Genomic DNA, 23,904 nt, shown 5'->3' on the forward strand with positions numbered 1-23,904 from the left:
TCTATGCTTCTGGTCCGCAATATCCGCCTGCCGCTGTCCTGCCCCGACCCCGATGCCGAGGCGACGGCGCAGGCCCTGCACATCCTGCGTCTGACGCCCGCTCGTGCGGCGCAGACGGGGGTGGCCAAACTTTCGGTGGATGCCCGGCACGGCAAACCCGTGCTGGTGTATACCATCGCAGTCACACTCAACGACGAGGGTGAGGAATCGGCTTTGGCCGGGGCCTCGCCCTGTGTCTGTTTCACACGGCCGCCGCAATTTTCCTTTCCGGTGGGCAAAACGCCGCTGTCCCATCGCCCGGTGGTGGTGGGGCTCGGTCCGGCCGGCCTTTTTGCGGCGCTGCTGCTGGCACGCTCCGGCTACCGTCCGGTGGTCCTGGAACGGGGGCCGGACCTGACACGCCGCATTCAGGCGGTGGAACAGTTTGAAAAGACCGGCCAACTGGAGCCCAACGCCAACATCCAGTTCGGCGAAGGCGGCGCCGGAACGTTCTCGGACGGCAAACTGACCACCCGGGTGGGGGATCCGCTGTGCGCCTTTGTGACCCAGGCGTTCCTCGCCCACGGGGCTCCGGCGGACATCGCCTGGCGGCAGAAACCCCATGTGGGGACCGATCTTCTGCGCGGCATCATCCGCAGCATTCGCGGTGAGATTGAATCGCTCGGCGGGGAAGTGCATTTTGACACCGCTCTCACCAGCCTGGAGAGCCGGAGTGGTGTGCTCACCGGAATTGAGACTTCGGCGGGAGCCTTTGCCTGTGACAGTCTGATTCTGGCGGTGGGCCACAGTGCGCGGGATACCTTCGCCATGCTGCACCGGGCGGCACTGCCGCTGGAATGCAAGCCCTTCTCGGTGGGGTTCCGCGCCGAACATCTGCAATCCGAAATCGAGCGCAGCCTTTATCACGGGGCGGCGGGGCATCCGTCCCTGCCCCGGGGAGAATACCAGCTCAGCCAGCATGTGGGCGGCGGGCGCTGTGTTTACACTTTCTGCATGTGCCCGGGCGGTACCGTCTGTGCGGCAGCCAGCGAGGAAGGTGGCGTGGTCACCAACGGCATGAGCCTGCACGCCCGCGACGGCCGCAACGCCAACGCGGCGGTGGTGGTCAGCGTGGACGGCAAGGACTTCGACCAGGACCCCGCCCGGGCGGTTGCCTTTCAGCGCCGTCTGGAGCAGGCGGCCTTCCGGGCCGGCGGCGGTGCCTACCGTGCACCGGCCGAAACGGTGGGCAGCTTCCTCCAGGGGCGGGGCCGGCTGGAACTGGACCGCGTGCAGCCTACCTATCCCCGCGGGGTCACACCGGCGGACTTGGGGGCGCTGCTGCCCGAGGAATTGTCCGGGGCGCTGCGGGAAGGTCTTGCCGCCTTTGGCCGCAAACTGGCGGCTTACCGATCGCCTGACGCGGTGCTGACGGGCCTGGAAACCCGGACCAGCAGCCCGGTGCGGTTGCTGCGCGATGCGGACAGCCTGCAGTGCACGGCGCTGGAGGGACTGTATCCCTGCGGCGAGGGGGCTGGCTACGCGGGCGGCATCATGACTGCAGCGGTGGACGGCGTGCGGTGTGCGGCGGCGCTGATGCAAAGCCACGCACCGGCTGCGCACTGACCGATTGAGGATGTCTATGACCAATCATACTTCAGAAGAGAAAAAAGGACCACAGGAAGGAAAATTCCAGGGCCAACAGACGCCGGACTGGGACGAACTGGTCAACGGTGCCGTGCGGGTCGGCACGGGTCTGGGATCAACGGTACTGTCAGGTCTGTCAGAAGCCCTGGAATGGGTGGGGGAGCGCCTGGAGTCTGCCAGAACTCCCGAACGGGAGCTCCCCTTTGCCCAGTGGAAGCGCCGCCTGGACCGTCGCCTGCAGAACAAACAGCAGAGCGAAGCCATGGCGCTGGCCGTGACGGGCTGGATCTTTGCGGGCGGTTTTGGCATTGCCGCCATTGTGATGTGGGCGCTGTCCGCCGCGGGGCCGGAGGCGCTGGGCATCACCCGGGAACAGTTTCTGGTGTTTCCCATCCTGATGGGCTGTTTCACACCGCTTGCCGTGGGATTTGGCATTATGGGCGGCGTTGGCGTCAGGAAATACCGGTATGTCCGACGGCTTCGGTGCTATTTACGCCTGGCCCGGAACTGGGTATGTGACCTGACCGCGCTGGCGCGGGACAGCGCAGTGCCCCAGGAGCGGGTGCAGAAGGATCTGGCCCAGGCGGTGGCGCAGGGGGATTTCCCGGATGCCGTGCTGGAGCCGGACGGAAAACTGTATCTGGACACCGGGCGTCTGGCGCCGCAGCCGCCCGAACCTGCCCCGCAGGAAGAACGGGCACCCGAAATGGATGATGCCACTGTGCTTCAGCAGGAGGGTGCGGCGTTTCTTGACTATCTGGCCCGTGTGGACGGAAAGCTGGGCGCCGACGCGGCGGAAGAACTGGTGCAGATGCGCAAAAACTGTGCCGCCATTCTGGGCTTTGTGCACAATCATCCCGAGCAGCTTCCCAGAATCCGGCGGTTCCGGGAGTACTACCTGCCCACCACGCAAAAACTTCTGGACACGGCCCAGGGACTGGGAGATACGGATGTACAGCATGCGCAGGAAATCCGCCGCGATATCACCGGCATTCTGCACACGCTGAACCTGGCCTACAGCAAGCTCTACGACACGCTGCTGCAGGATGTGAGCCTGGATGTTTCCACTGAGATTGATACACTGGAAACTATGCTGCGCCAGGATGGGTTGACCCACGATTTTGAATCAGATTTTAAAAATGGCAGTTCGCTGTCCCGGTGACTGCTGTTTTCGGTAAGGAGCGAAGCACGATGAAATATCCTGCCTGGCAGATCAAGACGGCTGAGCCGGGGGCGGAGGAAAAACTGGCCGCTGCCGGCTGCGGCGTACTGCTGCGCCGGGTATTGGCGGCCCGCGGCGTCTGCAATGAGGGGGAGGCCCGTCAGCTGCTGGAACCGGAGGCAGACCTTTCGGACCCGTTCCTGCTGCGGGACATGGACAAGGCGGTGGAGCGCATTGAACGTGCCATAGAAGGGGAGGAGCTCATCGTCATCTACGGCGATTACGACGTGGACGGTATTTCCGCCACAGCCATCCTCTACGAATGTCTTTCCAGTCAGGGGGCCCATGTGCGCTGCAAACTGCCGACCCGCGGCAGCGGTTACGGCCTGACCCGCCCGGCGCTGGAGGCGCTGGCCAAGAAGGGCTTCAAGCTGGTCATCACGGTGGATAACGGTATCTCGGCGGTGGAGGAAGCGGCCTGCGCCCGGGAACTGGGGCTGGACCTTGTGATCACCGACCACCATCTGCCCGGTGATGTACTGCCCGAGGCGGTGGCCGTGGTGGACCCCAAGCGTGCCGATGATGAAAGCCCCTTCAAGAACCTGTGCGGTGCGGGTGTTGCCTTCAAACTCTGTGCCGCCCTGGAAGGGTGTGACCCGGCCGAACTTCTCGAGATGTACGGCGAGTTTGTGGCGTTGGGCACCGTGGCGGATGTGATGCCACTGACCGGGGAAAACCGCGTGCTGGTCCGGGAAGGTCTGGCCCTTCTGCAGGACACCATGCGTCCCGGCCTGCATGCGCTGCTGGAGAGCGGCGGATACGCAGGCAAGCCGGTAACCACCGATACGGTCAGTTACGGTCTGGCGCCGCGGCTCAATGCGGCGGGCCGGATGGACAATGCCGCAGTGGCGCTGAAACTGCTGCTCTGCAGCGACGAGGAGCAGGCCACCGGGATTGCGGCGCGGCTGGCCGAAATCAACACCGAGCGGCAGCAGACCGAGCAGGAGGTTTTTGGAGCTGCCTGCAAGGTGCTGGAGGCGGATCCCGCCAGGCTGCGGGACCGCGTGCTGGTGGTGGCCGGGGAAGACTGGCACCCCGGCGTGATCGGTATTGTGGCGGCGCGCCTGACCGAGCGGTACAGCCGGCCGACGATTGTCATCTCCCTCCACGAGGGGGAGGGACGTGGCAGCGGCCGGGCGCCCGACGGTTTCGATCTGCACAGCGCACTGGCAGCCTGTTCCGAATTGCTGATCCGGTTCGGCGGCCATGCGGCGGCGGCAGGCATCGAGATCGAGGAAGAAAAACTCCCGGCCTTCCGGCAGAATATCAATACTTGGGCGGCCCACCATGCGGCCCGCCCGGCGCCGGCCACCCTGCAGCTGGATGCCGCCGTGGGTCTGGATGAACTTTCCCTGGAAAATGTGCGGGACCTGACCCGGTTGGCGCCCTTCGGACGGGAAAATCCCACCCCGGTGCTGCTGGTACAGCAGGCTGTCATAGACGGTGTATGGGCGATGGGCGCGGAGGGGCGCCATACCCGGGTGCGTCTGCGGCAGGGCAATCACACGCTGTTCGCGTCGCTTTTCGGTACATCGCCCCAGAAATTTGCCTACCCTGTGGGGGCTGCGGTGGATGCGGCGCTGGAAGTTTCCATTTTCACGGGGCGCAGCGGACCGATGGTTTCCGCTCATCTGAAGGGAATCCGGCCGGCCGGACTTGGCAATACACCCAGTGAGCAGGCAGCATGGTTCGAGGCGTTCTGCGCCGGAACCGAACTGGAGCCTACCCGGGCCGAGGCGCTGCTGCCTGACCGCGACGATACGGTAAAGCTATATATGCGTATCCGGAACGGGCAGGTTTTCGCGGAGGATCTGCAGCCCACGTTTGCGGCGCAGGGCGCAGAAAACACCGGTAAGACGCTGGCCAGCCTGGCCGCCTTGCAGGAGCTGGGATTGATTGAGGAGCAGAACGGGCGTTGGCTGCCGGTGCCGGTCAGCGGAAAACAGGACCTGGCTTCGGCGCCGGTGCTGCAAAAGCTGGCCCGACAGGCAGCCAGGGCATAAAATGCAAAAAGGGGGAGAATTGTTATGGGGAACACCGAAGCAATGAAGGAAGTCAAAGCGGCCGAGGAAAGCAAGACGCCCATCACCTACGATGATCTGAAAAAGAACATGGTTGACAGCGGACGCCCCTATGATTTTGAAATGGTGGACCGCGCCTACAACCTGGCGGCCCAGGCCCACGCGGGGCAGCGGCGCCGCAGCGGTGAACCGTATATCTGCCATCCGCTTTCGGTGGCCCAGATTCTGGTGGAACTGGGTATGGACAGCGAGAGCCTTGCGGCGGCTCTGATGCATGATGTGGCCGAGGATACGCCGGTAACGGTGGCCGAGATCAAGCAGAAATTCGGCCCCGAAGTGGCGTTGCTGGTGGACGGCGTCACCAAGCTGACGCAGATCAAGTTCTCCAACGTGGAGGACCGCCAGGCGGAAAACCTGCGCAAGATGCTGCTGGCCATGAGCCAGGACGTGCGCGTTATGATCATCAAGCTGTGCGACCGTCTGCACAATATGCGCACGGGGGACGCCTGGCCCGAGCAGAAACGCCGGGACAAGGCGCTGGAAACCATGGAGGTCTATGCCCCCATTGCCCACCGTCTGGGCATTTCCAACATCAAGGAGGAGCTGGAGGACCGCAGCCTGCACTACCTGGACCCGGTGGGCTACGAGACCATCCGGGACCTTCTGAACAAGCACGGCGACGAATTCCTGCACAAGGTCTGCCATACCATCGCGCGGCATCTTGCGGAGAACGGCATCCCCAAGGCCACCATCCGCCACCGGGTCAAGAGCATCTACGGCATCTACCGCAAGATGTACATGCAGAACAAGGATTTTGAAGAAATCTACGATATCTACGCGGTGCGCATCATTCTGGAAAACGTGCCGGAGTGCTATACGGCGCTGGGCCTGATCCACGATATGTATCATCCGCTGCCCAACCGATTCAAGGACTATATTTCCACCCCCAAACCCAACGGGTACCAGAGCCTGCACACAACGGTCATCGGACGGGAAGCCATCCCCTTTGAGGTGCAGATCCGTACCTGGGACATGGACCGCATGGCGGAATACGGCATTGCCGCCCACTGGAAGTACAAGGCGGGCATCACCGGCAGCTCCAACGACAAGCTGGACGAGCGCCTGGCCTGGGTGCGCCAGCTGCTGGAAAGCCAGCGCTCCAGCGCCGACGCCACCGACCTGCTCAGCGACATCAAGAGCGACCTGCTGCCGGAGGAAGTCTTTGCCTTCACTCCCCGGGGCGACGTGATCAATCTGCCGGCGGGCGCCACCGTCATTGACTTTGCCTATGCCATTCATTCGGCGGTGGGCAACCGGATGGTGGGTGCCAAGGTGAACAACCGCATCGTCTCCATCGACCATAAGGTGCAGACCGGCGAGATCATCGAGATTCTCACCGGGCCGGAAAACCGCGGCCCCAGCCGTGACTGGCTCAACATCGTCAAGACCAGCGAGGCAAAGAACAAGATCCGTAACTGGTTCAAGAAGGAGCGGCGTGAGGAGAACATCGAGGAAGGCCGCAACGCCCTGGACCGGGAACTGCGGCGCAATATGATCGTGCTCTCCGACGAGCAGCGTGCCACCTTCATGGAGAATCTTGCCCGGCGCAACCACTGCAATACGGTGGACGAGATGCTGGCAGCCATCGGATACGGCGGCTTGCAGCTTTCCCGGATGCTCTCCAAAATCAAGGAAGAGTACGCCAAGCTCAAAGAGACCGAACCCAAGCCGATCACGGTGGAGATCAAGCATGTGCATTCCTCCGATGGTGTGGTGGTGGAGGGCATCGACAACTGCCCCATCAAGTTTGCCAAGTGCTGTTCTCCGCTGCCCGGGGATGACATCATCGGCTTTGTCACCCGCGGCTTCGGTGTCTCCATCCATAAGCGGGACTGTGCCAATGTGCGGGAGAGCATGCGCCATCCCGAGAATGCCGACCGCTGGGTCCGCGCCTACTGGGCCGACGACGCCAAGGAAAACTACAAGGCGTCGCTGGAACTCACCTGCATGGACCGCGCCAACCTGGTCTCCGACATTGCGCTGGCTCTGAGCGATATGCGGGTGCCGATCTACTCGCTGATGGCCCGCGCAGCGGAACAGGGCCGCGCCCGGATGAGCGTGACGGTAGGCATTACCAACACCGAACATCTGAACAGTGTGGTGGCACGGCTGAAGAAGGTCAAGGATGTCATCAGCGTGCTCCGCAGCTGATTTAAACTTATAAGGAGTCATTCATTATGCGAGCAGTCATCCAGCGTGTGACCGAAGCATCGGTCACCGTCAACGGCGGTCCTGCGCGGTGCATCGGCTCGGGTCTTGTGATCCTGCTGGGCGTGCGGGAAACCGACGACGAGGCCATCGTCCCGAAACTGGCGGAAAAATGTGCGCATCTGCGTATCTTTGAAGATGAAGACGGCAAACTCAACCGCAGCGCGGTGGAGCTGGGCTATGAGGCGCTGGTGGTTTCCAACTTCACACTGTACGGGAACACGGCCAAGGGAAAACGGCCCAGCTTCAGCCATGCGGCCAAGGCAGATCTGGCCGTTCCGTGCTATGAGCGCTTTCTGGAGGAAATGGGCCGTCAGGGGCTGAAGGCTGTGCAGCACGGCGAGTTTGGCGCCGATATGCAGGTCCGTCTGCTCAACGACGGCCCGGTGACCATTGTCATCGATACCGACGAATGGAAAAAATAGGAGGACCTATGAAAATCCAACACATTCACGGGCTTGCCCCGCTGTATACCAATACCTTTCTGATCATCACGGATGCCGGGCACGGCATCCTGGTGGATGCGGCGGCATCTCCCCAGACCTATCTGGATGTACTGCAGAAGGAGGGCGCACAGCTTACCCACATTCTGCTCACCCACGGCCACTATGACCATGTGGGGGCGGTGGCGGCGCTGCGCAAGGCCACCGGCTGCAAGGTGTATCTGGACCCGGTGGATGCAGCGGGCAGCCAGATGCTTCCGCTGACCAAGGACCTGGTGGACGAAAACTGGCCCGCCGGCGATACACTGCAGATTGACGAACTGACGTTTAAAATTTACCACACGCCGGGGCATACCCCCGGCAGTGTCTGCCTGGTCTGCGGCCAGCTGATGTTCAGCGGCGATACGCTCTTTGCCGGTTCCTGCGGCCGCACCGACCTGCCGGGCGGCAGCATGCAGCAGATGCAGCGCAGCCTCTCCATGCTGGCCGCGCTGCCGCTGTCTGAGGAGACCAAGGTCCTGCCCGGCCATGAGGCGTTTTCCACCATGGGGCAGGAGCGCCGTTCCAACCCCTACCTGAACGGTATGTGGTTCTGATCGGCAAACAACAAGGAGAGACTTTCATTATGCAGATCGTTTTGCGCGGCGCGGCAGCCGGGTATGAGGCGGAACACACCGCCCGCATCTTTTTCCCCGGCGCAGAAAAGGCTGCCGAAATCCCCGAAACCGGGGATTTTGTGCTGGCCGCCAGCCATGAAAAAACTGATTTTGTACTGCTTCGTCAGGGCGACAGTCTTTGCTGGCGCGGCGCTCTGCGCCCGGCAGATGCCGATGGGGAGTATGCGCTGTGTACCCTTTTATATGGACTTTTGAAGCAGCAGACCGGCCAGAACCCGCCCTGGGGCATGATGACCGGTGTGCGGCCGGTGCGCATCATCCATGACCTGCGGGCCATGGGCGCCACGGAGGCGGAGATCGAGGATCGCTTCCTGGGCCATTTTGCCTGCACGCCGGAAAAGTTCGCCCTGGCCCGGGGAATCGCCGACCTGCAGCGCCCGGTGCTGGAGAATGCTGATCCCATGGACTGCAGTGTCTATGCGGGCATTCCGTTCTGCCCCACGCGGTGCAGTTATTGCAGTTTTGTCTCCCGCATGGTGGGAGACAAGGCCACCCGGGCACTGGTACAGCCCTATGTGGACAAACTCTGCGAGGAACTGACGGCCATCCGCCGGACCGCCGACCGCTGCGGTCTGCGCATCCGCACCTTTTATATCGGCGGCGGCACGCCCACCAGCCTTTCGGCTGCACAGCTGGAACAGCTGATGGGACATATTGCCCGCACGTTTGATCTGGCCTCGCTGGAGGAATACACGGTGGAGGCGGGACGCCCCGACTGCACTGATGCGGAAAAGCTGCGTATTATCAAGCAATATGGCGCCACCCGCATCTCCATCAATCCCCAGACCTTCTCGGATGAGGTGCTGCGCAACATCGGCCGCCGCCATACTGCCCAGGACATCCTGGACTGCTTCGCCCAGGCCCGGGCGGCGGGGCATGAGAACATCAACATGGACCTGATTGCCGGTCTGCCCGGTGATACGGTGGAGGGGTTCACGCATAGTCTGAAACAGGCCATTGCGCTGAACCCCGAAAACATCACCGTGCATACCCTGACCCTGAAGCGGGCCTCCAACCTGGTGGTGGAACACCGCGCGGCGGCCTATGACGATGTGGCGGCCATGCTGGCCCAGGGCGACCTGCTGTGGCAGGCCGGGTATCGCCCCTACTACCTCTACCGCCAGAAGGGCACACTGCAGAACCTGGAGAACATCGGCTGGGCCAAACCCGGCAAGGAATGCCTGTACAACATCTACATCATGGAAGAGGTCCATACCATTCTCTCGGCGGGGGCGGCCGGTTCCACCAAACTGGTCATTCCCGGCAAGCGACATGGAAAAATCGAGCGCATCTTCAACTTCAAATATCCCACGGAATACATCGACCGCTTTGACGAGGTGCTGGCCCGCAAGCGGGGCGTGGAGGAGTTCTATGAACGTTACACAACGCAAACGCTTTGTCAGCTGTGAACTGATCGCGCTGGCCGCCGGTCAGCCCCGGGCCTTTGCAGAGATGAGCGAACGGCAGTACCGCGACCGCATCCAGTGGATTGCCGGGGAGATTCTTGCCAGCGGGCGCCATATCGTCATGCTGACGGGGGCTTCGGCCGCCGGCAAGACGACCTCGGCCCACAAACTGGCGGGGGCCATCCAGTCCCTGGGACGCCGCAGCGTGGTATTGAGCCTGGATGATTTCTATGCGGGGGAGGGGCGCTATCCCAAGAACCCTGACGGCAGCGACGACTATGAAAGTCTGCAGTCGCTGGACCTGCCGGTGCTGCGCCGCTGCCTGGCAGAACTGCATCAGCGAGGTGTCTGCCAGGCGCCGGTCTTCGATTTCAAAATCCAGCAGCCCAACGGGGTGCAGACCATTGACTGCCGGGATGGGGTTGTCATCATCGAAGGACTTCATGCGCTGAATCCGGAACTGACAAAAAATCTTCCGCCTGACGCTGTTTTCTGCCTCTATGCCGGCTTGCGGGAAGAGTACGCCGCACCGGATGGCAGCCGCTGTCTGGCCACGCGGGATATCCGGCTGGCCCGCCGGCTGGTGCGGGATTTTCTCTTCCGCGGGCACCGAGCCTCCTTTACGCTGGGGCTCTGGGGACATGTCTGCAACGGGGAGGAACGGTATATCAAGCCATACAAGCCCCGGGCGGATCTGCTGCTGGATACCACACACACCTATGAAGTCTGTCTGTGGCGTAATGTGCTGGACAGCATGCCGCCGGACCCGGCCCTCACGTCGGTCCAGCAGCGGCAGCTGGAAGCCCTCTGCCGCAAGTTCGTCCCGTTCCCGGCATTGGGAACGGAGCTTGTTCCGCAAGACAGCATGCTGCGGGAATTTATCGGTCCGCAGGGCGTGTAAATTCACGGAAAATATACATTTGCGCGTTGCAAAGGCTGCGGGAATCCGCTATAATAGGCGTAAAGAGCGCGGCGGAGCAAGAACCGCGCTTGTCTACAGAAAGAGGTGTTCCCTATGTTTGAACTGGATATTGAAATGCTGAAGGAACAGGGACTGCAGCTGGTGGATTCCGCCAAAAAGACCGCACAGGATCTGGCGGGCAAGGGCAAGAACCAGTTGGATCTTATGAATCAGCAGGCGCGTCTGTCCAGGGCTCAGCGCCAGTTAGGTGCACTCGTCTACAGCCTGCATAAGGCCGGGGAGGAAAATCAGCCCCTGGTGGAAAAATATATCGAAGCGGTTGCCGAGGTGGAGAAGGCCATCGAAGAGATCAAGGCCAACATGAGCCCCGAGGAGTATATGCCTTCCGAGGACGAGGCCCCGGAGGAGGCACCCCAGGAGGAAGCCGCTGCGGAAGAGGAAGAGGAGATCGAGGAGGAGCCGGTGCATCTGCGCGGTGAGACCAAGATCTGCCCGGTCTGCAAGTCGGAAGTGGACGGCGATGCGTTGTTCTGCAACCATTGCGGTGCCCAGCTGTAATCCGCGACTACACGTAACAATAGTGGCTCTGCGGGCGGTGCTGCGGCTGCGGTGCCGCCCGCAAGGCTTGACAAATTCCGGATTGTGAGTACAATATGGCGTACTGCGCTCTGCGCAGGATGCAAGGCAACCTTATGAACAGAGCATTTCCTGAAAAAGAAAGCTATACCGCAGAGGATCTTGTGGCGATCATTGCGCTGCTGCGGGATCCCGAGAACGGATGCCCCTGGGACAAAGTGCAGACCCATCGGTCCATTCGCATGAATTTCCTGGAGGAAGCCTACGAGGCGGTGGATGCCATTGATCTGGCAGACCCGCAGCTGCTGTGCGAGGAACTGGGCGACGTGCTCATGCAGGTGGCCTTCCATGCGCAGATTGAGCAGGAGGCCGGACGCTTTTCCTGGCAGCAGGTCTGCGACGGCGTATGCCGCAAACTCATTGAGCGGCATCCCCATATTTTTGGCGGAGATACAAGCATAAAAGACTGGGATGCGCTCAAAAATAAGGAAAAGGGCCGCCTGACACTGCAGGATGACCTGGCCAGTGTGCCCAGGGCCCTGCCGGCACTGATGCGTGCCGCCAAGCTGCAGAAACGCGCGGCGCGTTACGGCGAGGATGCGTCCCCCGAGGCGCAGCGCGTGGCAGACTATGCCCGGGACCTGCAGTGCGCAACCGGGCCCCAGGCCGCCGAGGAGGCGGCCGGAAAACTCTTGTTTGCCGCTGTTGCTTTGGCGCGGCAGGCGGGCATCGATCCGGAACAGGCGCTGCAGAAGCGCAACGCCGCCTTTGAGGCGGCACCTGAATCTAATGGAGCTGTGAAGCAGGCGCCTGGGAATTCCCCTGCAGCCGCTTTTGGCAGATAAATAACTTTGGAGGTACAAACCATGACGAAAGTTGAATTGATCGCCGCTGTGGCGAACGAAGCCAACCTGACCAAGAAGGACGCCGAGCAGGCTGTCAACACCGCCCTCAACGCCATCACCGAGGCGCTGAAGAATGGCGACAAGGTCACGCTGGTGGGCTTCGGCACGTTCGAGGTCCGTGAGCGCCCGGCCCGCAAAGGCCGCAACCCCCAGACCGGCGCTGAGATCACCATCGAGGCGTCCAAGCTGCCCGCTTTCAAGGCCGGCAAGGCTCTGAAGGACGCTGTGCAGTAAGCCGCATTGTACCTTGTTTGCCCCGTCGCCGTTGGCGATGGGGTATTTTTCGTAGGAGGAAGTTATGCGTTTAGACAAATATCTGAAAGTCAGCCGCCTGATCAAGCGCCGCACGCTGGCCAACGAGGTGGCCGATGCAGGCCGGGTGCTGGTCAACGGCAAGCCGGCCAAGGCCAGTTACGCGGTGAAAACGGGGGATGTGATCGAGATCACCTTCGGCAACCGCCCGGTCAAGGTGCGCGTCCTCTCCACCGAGGAGCCCAAGGGCAAGGACGTGGCCCGGGAATTGTTTGAAGTGATGGATCTGCAGTCATAATTCCGGACCCTGCCGCATATCGTATGGATGTAGACCCAATTGCGGAGGAGGGGACAACCGCTATGGCGGAACTCAGAAAGGAACCGGCGCAGACCCGGGCCGATGCGGTGGAAACACCGCCCCGCGGCCACAGTCTTGCGCTCAAGGACCGGCGGCATCTGGCGCTGACCGGCGTCACGCGGATCATCAGCTGTGACGAGACAGCGGCCGTGCTGGAAACCCCGCTGGGCAACCTGACCATCGGCGGGCAGGAACTGCAGGTCAGTGAACTGTCGGTGCACAGCGGGCAGGTGCAGCTCTCGGGCAAGATCGAGTACATGCAGTATGCCGAAAACCGTCAGTCGGGCGGCGGTCTGCTGGCCCGCCTGTTCCGCTGAGATGGCGGCGGCACCCGCCGCAGCGGCGGTTCTGGGGGATCTTCTGTGGTGCCTGGGGCTGGGATGCCTGCTGGGAGCGGGCCGCCAGCTGCTGGGCCTGGTGCTGGGGGAAGGGCCGGTGCGCTGCTTTTGCTGGGATGTACTGGCTTTCGCGGCTGCGGCTTTCCTGGTATGCGGATTCTCGGCCGGTGTCAGTGCCAGCGGCCTGGCGCGCTGGTACATGGCCCTGGGCATGCTGGCCGGGGCGCTGGCGTGGAACGGCACCGCAAGTCCGGCCATCCGGCAGCTGCTTCATGCCCTGGGGTGGGGGCTGCTGTGGCCTTTCCGCACCCTGGAGCGCCGCTGCCTGGCGCCGATTCACCGGCGGCTGACCCGGGCCATACAGAGGCGCCGGGAAAAGCGCAAACAGAAAAAAGCGGAGAAAAAGCCAAAAAACGGAAAAAAGCAGTTGCAAAAGCCGTCGAAAATAGTATATAATTAACCATACGTAGTGCTGTGCGCCGTATACGCACCAAACCGCGCAATTTGAATGGAAGGGGGGCATCCCGATTATGCACAAGCGTCATGGGCTGCTCCCGCGGTGGCTGCTGGTGGCTGCTTTTCTGGCACTGTGCGGATACCTGTTCGTCAGCCTGATACACTATCAGGTCTCGATCGGATCCAAACAGCAGGAACTGCTCAGCGTCCAGAGCCAGCTCAGCAACCAGCTGACGGAAAACGCGGAACTTTCCAACACACTGGACCAGGGCGATGATGCCATCATCGAGCGGTATGCCCGCGAACAGGGGTATGCCAAACCCAACGAGCGTGTCTTTGTGGATATCAGCGGTAAATAGGTGCGGAACTCAGGATTCAGCGGGGGCGCTTTGCGGCAACCCCTCTGCATAAATCAATCAAAAGAAAAAGGGGTATTTTAGTTTGGCATTACAAGTTGGGGATATCGTCGAGGGCAAGGTAACCGGAATCAAGCCGTTTGGCGCGTTTGTCTCTCTGCCGGAGGGCAAGACCGGTCTTGTCCACATCTCCGAGGTTTCCTACGAGTTCGTGCAGGATCTCTCGGCAGTGCTCGAGGACGGGCAGACGGTCAAGGTGAAGGTGATTTCCATCGCACCGGACGGCAAGATCGCCCTGTCCATCAAGCGCACGCAGCCCGCGCCGGAACGCGGGGCCCGGTCCCAGCAGGGGGGCGGCGCCCGCCCGGCCCATCGCCCCAAGCGTGAGGAAAAACCGCGTGTCTGGCAGCCCAAACCGGCAGCACCTCAGGGCGAGATGAGCTTTGAGGATATGATGGCACGCTACAAATCCCGCAGCGAAGAAAAAATTGCCGATCTGAAGCGTGTGACGGAAAACCATCGCGGTGGTTATTCCCGTCGCCGTGGCTGATTTTAGGCACACTACATGGAACAACACAGCTCTACCCTGACGGTTCCCGCCGCCGGGGTTAGAGTTTTTTTGTAAAAATGTAAAGGGAAAGGAACACTATGCCCACACTGTATACCTTGGTTGCCCCTTGCTTTTTCGGCACCGAATCCACGCTGCATTTCGAGATCAAGCGTCTCGGGGCGCAGAACATTCAGGTTACCGACGGCCGCATCGCCTTTCAGGGCGGGGCGGATCTGATTGCGGCAGCCAACCTGAACCTGCGCACAGCGGAGCGCGTACTGGTGCAGCTGGCTTCCTACCGGGCCATGACCTTCGATGAGCTTTTCGACGGCTGCTACCGCATTCCGTGGGAGGAACTGCTTCCCGCCGATGCGGCTTTCCCGGTCAAGGGTTCCAGCTTGTCCAGCCAGCTTTCCAGCGTGCCGGCCTGCCAGAGCATTGTCAAAAAGGCCATTGTGAAGCGGCTGATGGCCGGCCATAAGACGGGCAGCCTGCCCGAGACCGGCGATGTGTACAAGGTCCGCTTTGCGCTGCGCAAGAATCAGGTGGAGATCTACCTGGATACCTCCGGCGACGGCCTGCACAAGCGCGGCTACCGCAGGAACGCAACACTGGCCCCCATCAAGGAAACGCTGGCGGCTGCCATTGCCGACCTGGGGCGGGTGCGCCGGGACAGCCTGGTGCAGGATCCCTTCTGTGGCTCCGGCACACTGGTCATTGAGGCTGCCCAGAAAGCCCTCAATTTGGCACCCGGTCTGCGCCGCCGTTTTGCAGCGGAGCATTTTTCCTTTGTACCGGCCCAGATCTGGAAGGAACAGCGCCAGAAAGCGCTGGAGGAGGTGCGCCGGGACGCAGCCTTTGAAGGTGTCGGCTACGACATTGACCCGGCAGCCGTGGCACTGGCCAATGCCAATGCGAAGCTGGCCGGCGTGGGGGACCGCTGCCGTTTCGAGGTGGCAGACGTGAAGGATTTTACCCCGGCTTCCAACGCCACTGTACTGACCAATCCGCCTTACGGGGAACGTCTGGGCGACAGCGCCGAGGCGGCCTCCCTGGCCAGAACGCTGGGACAGATGTGGCAACGCCATCCCGGACAGGGGCTGTACGCCATCACGGCCGATGCGGAGTTTGAACAGCATTTTGGCAAGAAAGCGGCCCGCCGCCGCAAAATTTACAACGGCATGATCCCGTGCCAGTTGTATATGTACTTTGAACAGCCCAAGAGGTAAACGTGTATGGAAGATCTGAAACTGGCGATTTTGATCGATGCCGACAATATCTCGCCCAAGTATGTCAAGGTGATCCTCGATGAGGCGGCATCCTTCGGGGTGGCGGCCTGCAAGCGCATCTACGGCGACTGGTCCGATGTGCGGCTGAAAAGCTGGAAGGATGCCCTTTTGAACAATTCCATCATCCCCATCCAGCAGTACAGCTACACCACGGGCAAGAACGCCACCGATTCGGCTATGATCATCGATGCCATGGACCTGCTTTACGGCGGCAATCTGGACGGATTCTGCATCGTCTCGTCGGACAGTGATTTCACCCGTCTGGCCGCCCGTCTGCGGGAGGCGGGCAAGCTGGTCATCGGCATGGGGGAGAGCAAGGCGCTGGGCCCCTTCGTCAAAGCCTGCGATCAGTTCAAATATCTGGACCTGATTCTCGATCACGGCGAGACGGAAACCGCCGATCCCGTTGCCCCGGCGGCGGAGACCGATGCCCGGGCCAATGCGGGGGATGATACGGCCATCAACCGGGAATCCATCGAGCGGATTGTCCACGGCCTGATCGGCGAGATGGACGATGGTACCGGCTGGGTGCGTACCTCCCGGGTGGGCGACCAGCTCATCAAGCGGTACCCCGACTTCGACGTGCGCAACTTCGGCTCCAGGAGCCTGAACAAATTCCTGGCCTCCCTGCCGGAGATGGAGGTGGAGGAACGCATCCTCTCCAACGGCAACCCGATCCAGTTCGTGCGGGTACGTCCGGCCCCCAAAAAGACAACGCCCCGTCGCACCGGCAGCAAAAAAACGCCCCGGCGGGCTGGTTCCAAGAAAAAGTAAAAACAGCGCAGCCAACCGGCTGCGCTGTTTTTGCAGTTCAGATTACCAATCCACCGTTCTGCCCGATGACCTGCCCGGTAATGTACCCGGAGGCCTCGTCGGCCAGAAACACCAGGGTGCGGGCGATTTCTTCGGGCATGCCCAGCCGTCCCACGGGTGTCTCCTCGGCCAGGGCCGCCCGGTCTTCCTCGGAAAATCCGGCCATCATGTCAGTGTCGATGACGCCGGGAGCCACCACATTGACGGTGATACCGCTGGGGCCTTCCTCCTTGGCCAGCGCCTTGCCGAGACCGATCAGCCCTGCCTTGGCGGCACTGTAGGCGACCTCACAGCTGCCGCCGGTCTGCCCCCACATGCTGCTCACCAGCAGGATTCGACCGTATTTGCGGTGGATCATGCCGGGCAGAGCGGCCCGGCAGGCGTAAAAGGCTCCGTCCAGATCCACCGACATGATGCGGCGCCAGTCCTCATCGGAGGTATCGGTGAAGAGTTTCTGCTGGGCAATACCGGCGTTGCAGACCAGGACCTGCAGGCCGCCCAGTTCCTGTTCGGCGCGCCGCACCGCCATGGCGACCTGGGCCGGGTCGGCAGCATCGGCACACAGGGCCAGAAACTGACGGTCGGGAGCGATCTGCCGGGCCTTGGCCAGTATCTGTTCGGCGGCGCTGCCGTGATGGTTCCAGGTGAAGGCCACGTCATAGCCCGCGCGGGCAAAGGCCAGCACCGCGGCGGCGCCGATGCCGCGGCTGCCGCCGGTAATCAGTACACTTTGTTTCATCTTATTTCTTCTTCCGTTTCTCGCGCAGCATGGCAAAAAAATCCTGCAGCAAGGCCTGCGCTTCCTCCTGCAGAAGTCCCTGTTCAATCACAGGATGATGATTGAAGGGGAGTACAAACAGATCGGTCAGACTGCCGCAGCAGCCGGCCTTGGGGTCCCGGGCACCATAGACAACCCGCCGCAGCCGGCTGTTGATGATGGCGCCGCTGCACATGGGACAGGGCTCCAGCGTCACAAAAAGTTCGCACTGCCACAGCCGCCAGCCTCCCAACGCCTTGCAGGCGGCGTCAATGGCCAGCAGTTCGGCGTGGTAGGTGGCGTTCTTGCCGCTTTCCCGCAGGTTGTGTGACCGGGAGACGATTTCGCCATCCTTGGCAACCACGGCCCCCACCGGGACTTCCCCCAGGGCGGCGGCCACCCGGGCCTCCTCCAGGGCTGCCTGCATCAGCTGTTCGTCGGTCATGGATTCCTCCTCAGTGGCTCAGAAAAACGGTGTACAGCAGCAGGAAAATGATGGTCAGGGTGTAGGCAGGGCTGCTGAAGACCTCCAGCACATCCACACCGGGACGAAGCCCGGCCCCGAAACGGAATCCCTGCTGCCGGGCATGGTAGATCAGCCACAGACTGAACAGCGGGAAGAACAGCAGGACAAAAAGTTCCACCCCGAACGACACGCTGGAAGGGGCGTAGAAACGCAGATACAGGCTCAGGAAAGCCAGACAGTTGTTGGTAAAGTGCAGCAGCATGCCGGGCAGGATGCTGCCGGAGCGCTCGGCCAGCCAGCCCAGAAAGATGCCGCAAACCAGAGCGGTCAAGCCCTGGATGGGATCGAGATGCAAAAGGGCAAACAGAAGCGCCGGCCCGAAGATTGCGGCCGCGCTGCCACAGGGACGCAGCAGGCCCTGCAAGGCCCCACGGAAGAACAGCTCTTCCGCGATGGCGGGCATCACGCAGAGCACAAGGAACTGGACGGCCAGTTCCAGCCCGCCGCTGGGAAGGATGCTGGTGGAAACCTCGATGCCCAGCAGGTTTGTCAGCAGGGCACCGGCCAGATTGGCGGCGTTGGCAATGCCCAGAAACACAGGCAGACAGAACGCAGGGCTCCAGGGTGCAGGCAGCGTGATGCGCAGGTCCCGGGAGGTCAGCCGGGTCAGATACAGCATACACCACAGCGGAATGGCTATGGCGCCGATACCGATGAACAGCTGCAGCAGCCCGATGGTGACATCGGAAAAGCCCACCGGCTTGCTGAGGCTGGCCCCCGGCTGAAGAAGGCCCAGCAGCGCACTGACACCGGCATACAACAGTGAACGAACCAACAAATAAAATATCGCGGCGATGGCACACCAACTGGCGGCACCGCGCACTCCCCGTGATCTAGCCATTCCCTCATCCCTTACACATAGGCTTACATTGTATTGTCACAATATACTGCTATCATAACACACTGCCGGGTTGTGCGCAATTCTGACAATAAAAAAAGACCCAACCGGTGTGCGGGCCGGTAAGGTCGTGGAGGGAGAGAGGAGCCAATGGGATTCCTGCAATGTGCGTTGCAGCCATTGACTTTCTGCTACTATCATAGTACAGTATAAACGTGAAGTAAAGTACAATTTTTTCATACGAAAGATGAAAATGATTCACTCGTGGGAGGGGCTTATGACACTGACGGACTGCCAGATTCTGATGATGGTGGCCCAGCTGGGCACCTTTGCCGCGGCGGCGGAGCAGATGCATCTGACGCCGTCCGCCATCAGCCATGCGGTTTCGGGCATGGAGGCAGAGTGTGGGTTCCCGCTGTTTACCCGCACCAAAAGCGGTGTGACGATGACGGCGGCGGGGGAGAGCCTTTTTCCCTCCATCCGCCGGATGCTCAACAGCAGCGAACTGCTGGACCAGTCCATCGCCCAGATCAACGGCATGCATAAAGGGGTGCTGCGGCTGGGGGTATTCAATTCGGCCTGTGTGACCTGGATCCCGCAGCTGGTGCCGCCCTTCCAGAAGGAGTTCCCGGGAATCGACGTGCAGCTCTACCAGGGGTCCTACGCCGACATTGCAGGCTGGCTCAAGAACGGTGTGGTGGAACTGGGGTTCCTCTCCAATTCCAGCGCCAAGGATCTGGATTTCGAGCCGCTGTACGAGGATCCGCTGGTCTGCATCGCGCCGGCGTCCTACAAGCCCAAGCGGCCGGGCTGCGTGTGGGCGGAGGAATTGCAGGGACAGCCCTTTGTCAGCCAGCAGGCGGACCTGGATGCGGACATTCAGAGCTACTTCAAAAAGAATGATCTGCACGTGAACAGCCGGTGCTATATTGTGGACGATCAGTCCATGATCGCCATGGTTTCCTGCGGGCAGGGCCTGGCTATCATGCCGGAACTGATGTTCAAGCGGGGAACCGACCACAGCGGCTGCCAGGTGCTGCGGCTGGAACCGGCGGCGGGGCGCAACATCGGGATTGCCTGTCTGTCACGGCGGGGACTGTCCCCGGCAGCCAGCCGGTTCATCGAGCATGCGCGTGCTTATGCAGGGACGATGAAATGACCGTGGGAGTACACTCCCACAAGGGCTTTTCAAAACCGATCGAAAAGAGTATAATAAGATGTTAAAGAGCCAAAAGGGGGAAGTACCATGCCCGGCGATCTGCATACCCATTCGACCTTTTCCGACGGATCGACGCCGGCCGGAAAGCTGCCATTTCTGGCACGCTGCGCGGGAATGACGCACCTTGCCATCTCCGATCACGATTCCATGCAGGGAATCCGGTATGCCTATGCCCATCCCACCCAGGAGGGCGTGCATCTGATTCCGGCGGTGGAGATGACGGCCTACGACTATGAGCGCGCCCACCGGGTGCATCTTCTGTGCTACTGGCCGGATGACTGTGCACCGCTGGCGGAGTTCTGCGATATGATGGCGGAGCGCCGCAAGGTGGCGGTGCTGCAGAGCTGCCGGGAACTGGAGGAGATCTGCCCGCAGTTCCGCACGGAGGAAGCGCTGGAACTGGCCAGGGACAGCGGTACGCTGTTCAAGGCCCATGTGATGCGGGTGCTGTGGCAGTACGGTCTGGCGGACGGCATGTACAACGACGTGTACCGTTCTCTCTTCGGGCTCAAACCGGTGCGCGGACGCATTCTGCACACGCCGCGGTATGAGCCGGTGGACGATGTCCTGGAACTGATCAAGGCCTGCCGCGGAGTGGTGGTGCTGGCTCATCCCAGTGTATACCACAGCATGGAGCTGGCGCGGGAGCTGATCCGGGCGGGCCGTCTGGACGGCGTGGAGATCGACCACCCGCGGAATACCCCGGACGACAAAGCGGAACTGCTGCGTCTTGCCCGGGAAAACGATCTTCTGATCACCGGCGGCACCGATTACCACGGCCTCAATACCGTCACGCCGCGCCCGGTGGGCGCTTTTGCCACGCGGGACGAGCAGATCGTCCGGCTGGAAACGCTGGCCAAGGCACGTAAAATGTCCAACAAAAAGGCAAAATAACACAAAGGAGCATCTTGTATTATGACGTATGTTTACAACAATAAGGGCACCTGCTCTGTCCGTACCGAAGTGGAACTCAACCCGGATCACACCATTGAAGCCGTCCGTGTGCTGGGCGGCTGCAACGGCAACCTGAAAGGCATCTCCAGCCTGCTCAAAGGCATGAAGGCGGAGGACGCCATCGCCCGCATGGAGGGTACCACCTGCGGCAACAAGCCCACCAGCTGCCCGGACCAGATCGCGCAGGCCCTCAAGGGCGCCCTGGCTTCCCTGTAATCTGCAAAGGAGCCCTGTATGGATTGCTTCCATTATCCGCTGGATACCGAGACGTTGCTGCGCAAAAAGCGCCGCCTGCGCCGGGAACTGCTGGCGCAGAATCCCCATCCGCTGCATAAAAAGATTGCAATTCTCGGCGGGTCCACCACCAATGAGGTGGCGGATCAGCTGGGGCTTTTTTTGCTGCAATACGGCATCGAGGCGGAATTCTATCAGAGTGAATATGCCCAGTACTGGCAGGATGCCATGTTCGGCACCCCGGAACTGGATGCCTTTGCGCCGGATGTGATTTATATCCACACCAACTGGCGCAACCTGACGGCGCTGCCCACCACAGCGGATACGCCCGAGCAGATTGAGGGGATGCTGGAAGACCAGTATACCCATTTTGAGACCATGTGGCAGGCGCTGGAACAGAAGTTCGCCTGCCCGGTCATCCAGAACAACTTCGACCGGCCCAACTACCGGCTGATGGGAAACCGGGATATCTGGGACGTGCATGGCCGTTCCAACTTCATCAGCCGCCTGAACCAAAAGTTCTATGCCTACGCGGCAACCCACGAGCATTTTTATATCAACGACATTGGCTATCTGTCCGCCGACTATGGTCTGACGGCCTGGGGGGATGCATTCTACTGGCACATGTACAAATATGCCATGTGCCTGGATGCCATTCCGTCGCTGGCGAACAGTGTGGCCAACATCATCAAATCGCTGTACGGCCGCAACAAGAAGGCTCTGGTGCTGGATCTGGACAACACCCTCTGGGGCGGCGTGGTCGGCGATGACGGCGTGGACGGTCTGGCCATCGGGCCGGAAGTGCCGGAAGGCCAGGTCTATGCCGAGTTCCAGAGTTACTGCAAGGCTCTCAAATCCATTGGCGTCGTCCTGGCGGTGGATTCCAAGAACGACGAGGCCAACGCCCTGGCGGGGCTCAACCATCCCGACGGGGTGCTGCGGCCCGACGATTTTGTCTCCATCAAGGCCAACTGGGAACCCAAGGACCAGAATCTGAAAGCTATTGCCTCTGAACTGAACCTGGGCGTGGACAGCTTTGTGTTTGCTGACGACAACCCGGCGGAACGCGCCATCGTGGCGGCCCAGGTGCCGGGGGTGGCTGTTCCGGTGCTGGACGGTGCCGAGAACTATATCAAAATGCTGGATCACGGCGGGTATTTTGAGGTGACCGCCCTCTCCCAGGAGGACCTCAAAAAGACGGAACTCTATCACCAGAATGCCCAGCGTGCGGCGGCCCAGGCGGCCTTTGGCGATTACGGCGAGTATCTGGACAGCCTGGAAATGACCGCCATGATTCACGGCTTTGAGCCGCTGTACACCCAGCGCATTGCCCAGCTGACCAACAAGTCCAATCAGTTCAATCTGACGACACTGCGCTGCACCGAGGATGAGATCCGTGCCATGGCGGAGGATCCGAACCGGCTCTGCCTGTGCGGCAAACTGGTGGACAAATTCGGTGACAACGGTATTGTCACGGTGGTGGCCGGTGAACAGCAGGGGGCAGATCTGCATCTGCGCCTCTGGCTGATGAGCTGCCGTGTGCTCAAGCGCGGCATGGAAGACGCCGTGATGGACACGCTGGTGGAGGACGCCCGAAAGCGCGGCGTGACCACCGTGTACGGCTACTATTATCCCACGGCCAAAAACGGCATGGTCCGGGAATTCTATGCCTCTTTCGGGTTTGAAAAAGTCAGCGAAGAGGAAAACGGCAGCACGGTCTGGAAGCTGGATGCGGCATCCTATGAACCGCGCCACCCCCACATGAAGATTGAGCGCTGAGCGAAAGGAGCTAGCATGAAGAGAGCCTTCCTGCGGAAAGGTGCCCTTGGGGCGGCGTTTCTGCTGCTGACCGTGCTTGTTCTGACAGCGGCCCGCTTTTTGCTGGTGGACGATGTGCACTCCTATTCCCGTGTGATGCTGCAGGAACTCTACGGGCAGGCAGGGCAGATCGATACCCTTTTCCTGGGGTCCTCCCACTGTTACCGCAGTGTGGATCCTGCGATGGTGGATGAAGCGCTGGGGACCCACAGCTTCAATGCGGGTTCCTCCCAGCAGCTGCCGGATGGTTCCTACTATATGCTGCGGGAAGCGGCCGAACAGAACCCGCTGAAGACGGTGTATCTGGAAATGTTCTATACGGGCTACAACCAGAGTGCGTCCCGTGATGTTTCGCTGGCCTGCTATCTGCTTACGGATTTCATGCGCTGGAATTCTCCGTGGCGGTACCGCTATCTCTGGGAGATGGGCGGCATGGCGGCCATGGCGGACCTGCTTCTTCCCGCCCGGCACGGCATTGCGTCGCCCGGCAGTATGCTGGCGCTCTGGAAGGCCAAGCTGACCGATGGCTATGAGCCGGGCAACTATGCCTATGTGACCTACCCGGCGGAAGGGGAAGCCTACCGAGGCGACGGATTTGTGTATACCGAAGGCGTCGCCCGGGACGGCTATGCCACGGTTCTCAACGTGGACCCGGAGCATCCGCTCTCGGAATTCGGATGGGAAAATCTGGAACACATTGCAGACTACTGTGAAGAAACGGGCATCCGCCTGGTACTGTTTACCGCGCCGCTGCCAAGCGCCTATCTCAGCAATACCCAGGGGTATCAGTCCTATGTGGATGCGGTGCGCCAGTTTGCACAGGAGCATGGCACACAATACTGGGATTTTTCCCTGTACCGGGATCCCAAGGCAATGGACCTGGGCGGCGGGGATTTCTCTGACGCTCATCATCTGAACGGGAGCGGTGCCGAAAAATTCACTGCGCTTCTGTGCGATGTGATCGCCCGCGATGGGGCGGGGAAAGATGTGTCCGCACTGTTCTGTGATACCGTGGAGGAAAAACTTGCCTCCCATGCAGACAACACCATCTTTATGGCGGATGTCTACAGTAAATCATGA

At 61.1% G+C, this 23,904-nt stretch carries 26 protein-coding genes; 23 read left to right on the plus strand and 3 right to left on the minus strand.

Translation table 11 applies throughout. The features are described from left to right. The first annotated feature begins 3 nt into the window (after positions 1-3). The 18 genes from ABGT73_RS04360 (at position 4) to ABGT73_RS04445 (ending at position 16,439) form a co-directional block, all read left to right on the plus strand. Positions 4-1,605 (plus strand): FAD-dependent protein, encoded by a 1,602-nt coding sequence (locus tag ABGT73_RS04360; protein WP_346668600.1) that lies wholly within the window; start codon positions 4-6, stop codon positions 1,603-1,605. Between the two features lie 16 nt (positions 1,606-1,621). Further along, positions 1,622-2,788 (plus strand): hypothetical protein, encoded by a 1,167-nt coding sequence (locus ABGT73_RS04365; protein ID WP_346668601.1) that lies wholly within the window; start codon positions 1,622-1,624, stop codon positions 2,786-2,788. A 29-nt stretch (positions 2,789-2,817) separates the two neighbouring features. Then, complete coding sequence (recJ, locus tag ABGT73_RS04370) at positions 2,818-4,851, plus strand: single-stranded-DNA-specific exonuclease RecJ (protein WP_346668602.1); 2,034 nt, start codon at positions 2,818-2,820, stop codon at positions 4,849-4,851. A 24-nt stretch (positions 4,852-4,875) separates the two neighbouring features. Continuing rightward, a complete protein-coding gene (locus ABGT73_RS04375; protein WP_346668603.1) occupies positions 4,876-7,080 on the plus strand; it encodes a bifunctional (p)ppGpp synthetase/guanosine-3',5'-bis(diphosphate) 3'-pyrophosphohydrolase in 2,205 nt (734 codons plus the stop codon). A 26-nt stretch (positions 7,081-7,106) separates the two neighbouring features. Continuing rightward, complete coding sequence (gene dtd / locus ABGT73_RS04380) at positions 7,107-7,562, plus strand: D-aminoacyl-tRNA deacylase (RefSeq protein WP_346668604.1); 456 nt, start codon at positions 7,107-7,109, stop codon at positions 7,560-7,562. An 8-nt stretch (positions 7,563-7,570) separates the two neighbouring features. Then, entirely contained in the window at positions 7,571-8,176 is a 606-nt protein-coding gene (locus ABGT73_RS04385) for an MBL fold metallo-hydrolase (protein WP_346668605.1), read from the plus strand. Positions 8,177-8,205: 29 nt separating this feature from the next. Beyond that, a complete protein-coding gene (gene hemZ / locus ABGT73_RS04390; RefSeq protein WP_346668606.1) occupies positions 8,206-9,666 on the plus strand; it encodes a coproporphyrinogen dehydrogenase HemZ in 1,461 nt (486 codons plus the stop codon). Further along, on the plus strand, positions 9,629-10,564 hold the full coding sequence (locus tag ABGT73_RS04395) for a nucleoside kinase (protein ID WP_346668607.1): 936 nt from the start codon (positions 9,629-9,631) through the stop codon (positions 10,562-10,564). The genes hemZ and ABGT73_RS04395 overlap by 38 nt, the downstream gene beginning before the upstream one ends. Positions 10,565-10,678: 114 nt before the next feature. Next, a complete protein-coding gene (locus ABGT73_RS04400) occupies positions 10,679-11,143 on the plus strand; it encodes a zinc ribbon domain-containing protein (RefSeq protein WP_346668608.1) in 465 nt (154 codons plus the stop codon). A 134-nt stretch (positions 11,144-11,277) separates the two neighbouring features. After that, positions 11,278-12,006, plus strand: coding sequence for a nucleoside triphosphate pyrophosphohydrolase (gene mazG, locus ABGT73_RS04405; protein ID WP_346668609.1), 729 nt, complete (start codon positions 11,278-11,280; stop codon positions 12,004-12,006). A gap of 21 nt (positions 12,007-12,027) precedes the next feature. Beyond that, positions 12,028-12,300, plus strand: coding sequence for an HU family DNA-binding protein (locus ABGT73_RS04410; RefSeq protein ID WP_007046564.1), 273 nt, complete (start codon positions 12,028-12,030; stop codon positions 12,298-12,300). 64 nt (positions 12,301-12,364) lie between these two features. Beyond that, complete coding sequence (locus tag ABGT73_RS04415) at positions 12,365-12,616, plus strand: RNA-binding S4 domain-containing protein (protein ID WP_346668610.1); 252 nt, start codon at positions 12,365-12,367, stop codon at positions 12,614-12,616. A 62-nt stretch (positions 12,617-12,678) separates the two neighbouring features. After that, positions 12,679-12,993 (plus strand): YabP/YqfC family sporulation protein, encoded by a 315-nt coding sequence (locus tag ABGT73_RS04420; protein ID WP_346668611.1) that lies wholly within the window; start codon positions 12,679-12,681, stop codon positions 12,991-12,993. Next, positions 12,941-13,474, plus strand: a complete 534-nt coding sequence (locus ABGT73_RS04425; RefSeq protein ID WP_346668612.1) for a hypothetical protein — start codon at positions 12,941-12,943, stop codon at positions 13,472-13,474. The genes ABGT73_RS04420 and ABGT73_RS04425 overlap by 53 nt, the downstream gene beginning before the upstream one ends. Before the next feature lie 70 nt (positions 13,475-13,544). Continuing rightward, positions 13,545-13,829 carry a septum formation initiator family protein gene (locus tag ABGT73_RS04430; protein ID WP_346668613.1) on the plus strand — a complete coding sequence of 95 codons (285 nt, stop codon included), beginning with the start codon at positions 13,545-13,547 and terminating at the stop codon, positions 13,827-13,829. An 82-nt stretch (positions 13,830-13,911) separates the two neighbouring features. Then, positions 13,912-14,376, plus strand: a complete 465-nt coding sequence (locus tag ABGT73_RS04435; protein WP_346668614.1) for a S1 RNA-binding domain-containing protein — start codon at positions 13,912-13,914, stop codon at positions 14,374-14,376. Between the two features lie 98 nt (positions 14,377-14,474). Next, the gene (locus ABGT73_RS04440; RefSeq protein WP_346668615.1) at positions 14,475-15,605 is read left to right on the plus strand and encodes a class I SAM-dependent RNA methyltransferase; all 1,131 of its coding nucleotides are present in this window, start codon (positions 14,475-14,477) and stop codon (positions 15,603-15,605) included. A 6-nt stretch (positions 15,606-15,611) separates the two neighbouring features. Further along, entirely contained in the window at positions 15,612-16,439 is an 828-nt protein-coding gene (locus tag ABGT73_RS04445; protein ID WP_346668616.1) for an NYN domain-containing protein, read from the plus strand. Between the two features lie 37 nt (positions 16,440-16,476). On the opposite strand, the gene ABGT73_RS04450 is transcribed toward ABGT73_RS04445, so the two are convergent. The 3 genes from ABGT73_RS04450 to ABGT73_RS04460 are packed head-to-tail and all read right to left on the minus strand — an operon-like array spanning position 16,477 to position 18,602. Then, on the minus strand, positions 16,477-17,217 hold the full coding sequence (locus ABGT73_RS04450) for an elongation factor P 5-aminopentanone reductase (protein ID WP_346668617.1): 741 nt from the start codon (positions 17,215-17,217) through the stop codon (positions 16,477-16,479). Position 17,218: 1 nt separating this feature from the next. After that, positions 17,219-17,680, minus strand: coding sequence for a nucleoside deaminase (locus ABGT73_RS04455; RefSeq protein WP_346668618.1), 462 nt, complete (start codon positions 17,678-17,680; stop codon positions 17,219-17,221). A gap of 10 nt (positions 17,681-17,690) precedes the next feature. Beyond that, positions 17,691-18,602 carry a type II CAAX endopeptidase family protein gene (locus ABGT73_RS04460; RefSeq protein WP_346668619.1) on the minus strand — a complete coding sequence of 304 codons (912 nt, stop codon included), beginning with the start codon at positions 18,600-18,602 and terminating at the stop codon, positions 17,691-17,693. Between the two features lie 274 nt (positions 18,603-18,876). Here ABGT73_RS04460 and ABGT73_RS04465 point away from each other — a divergent pair, with 274 nt between their 5' ends. The 5 genes from ABGT73_RS04465 to ABGT73_RS04485 all read left to right on the plus strand — a co-directional run bounded on the left by ABGT73_RS04465 (position 18,877) and on the right by ABGT73_RS04485 (position 23,904). After that, positions 18,877-19,758: a LysR family transcriptional regulator gene (locus ABGT73_RS04465; protein ID WP_346668620.1), complete on the plus strand. Its 882-nt coding sequence runs from the start codon at positions 18,877-18,879 to the stop codon at positions 19,756-19,758. Positions 19,759-19,845: 87 nt separating this feature from the next. Further along, positions 19,846-20,712: a PHP domain-containing protein gene (locus ABGT73_RS04470; RefSeq protein WP_346668621.1), complete on the plus strand. Its 867-nt coding sequence runs from the start codon at positions 19,846-19,848 to the stop codon at positions 20,710-20,712. Positions 20,713-20,733: 21 nt separating this feature from the next. Next, positions 20,734-20,988 (plus strand): TIGR03905 family TSCPD domain-containing protein, encoded by a 255-nt coding sequence (locus ABGT73_RS04475; RefSeq protein WP_346668622.1) that lies wholly within the window; start codon positions 20,734-20,736, stop codon positions 20,986-20,988. An 18-nt stretch (positions 20,989-21,006) separates the two neighbouring features. Next, positions 21,007-22,785, plus strand: a complete 1,779-nt coding sequence (locus ABGT73_RS04480; RefSeq protein WP_346668623.1) for an HAD-IIIC family phosphatase — start codon at positions 21,007-21,009, stop codon at positions 22,783-22,785. Positions 22,786-22,800: 15 nt separating this feature from the next. Further along, the gene (locus ABGT73_RS04485) at positions 22,801-23,904 is read left to right on the plus strand and encodes a hypothetical protein (protein WP_346668624.1); all 1,104 of its coding nucleotides are present in this window, start codon (positions 22,801-22,803) and stop codon (positions 23,902-23,904) included.

It is taken from the genome of uncultured Subdoligranulum sp., assembly GCF_963931595.1.
In the GTDB taxonomy this organism is placed as follows: domain Bacteria; phylum Bacillota; class Clostridia; order Oscillospirales; family Ruminococcaceae; genus Gemmiger.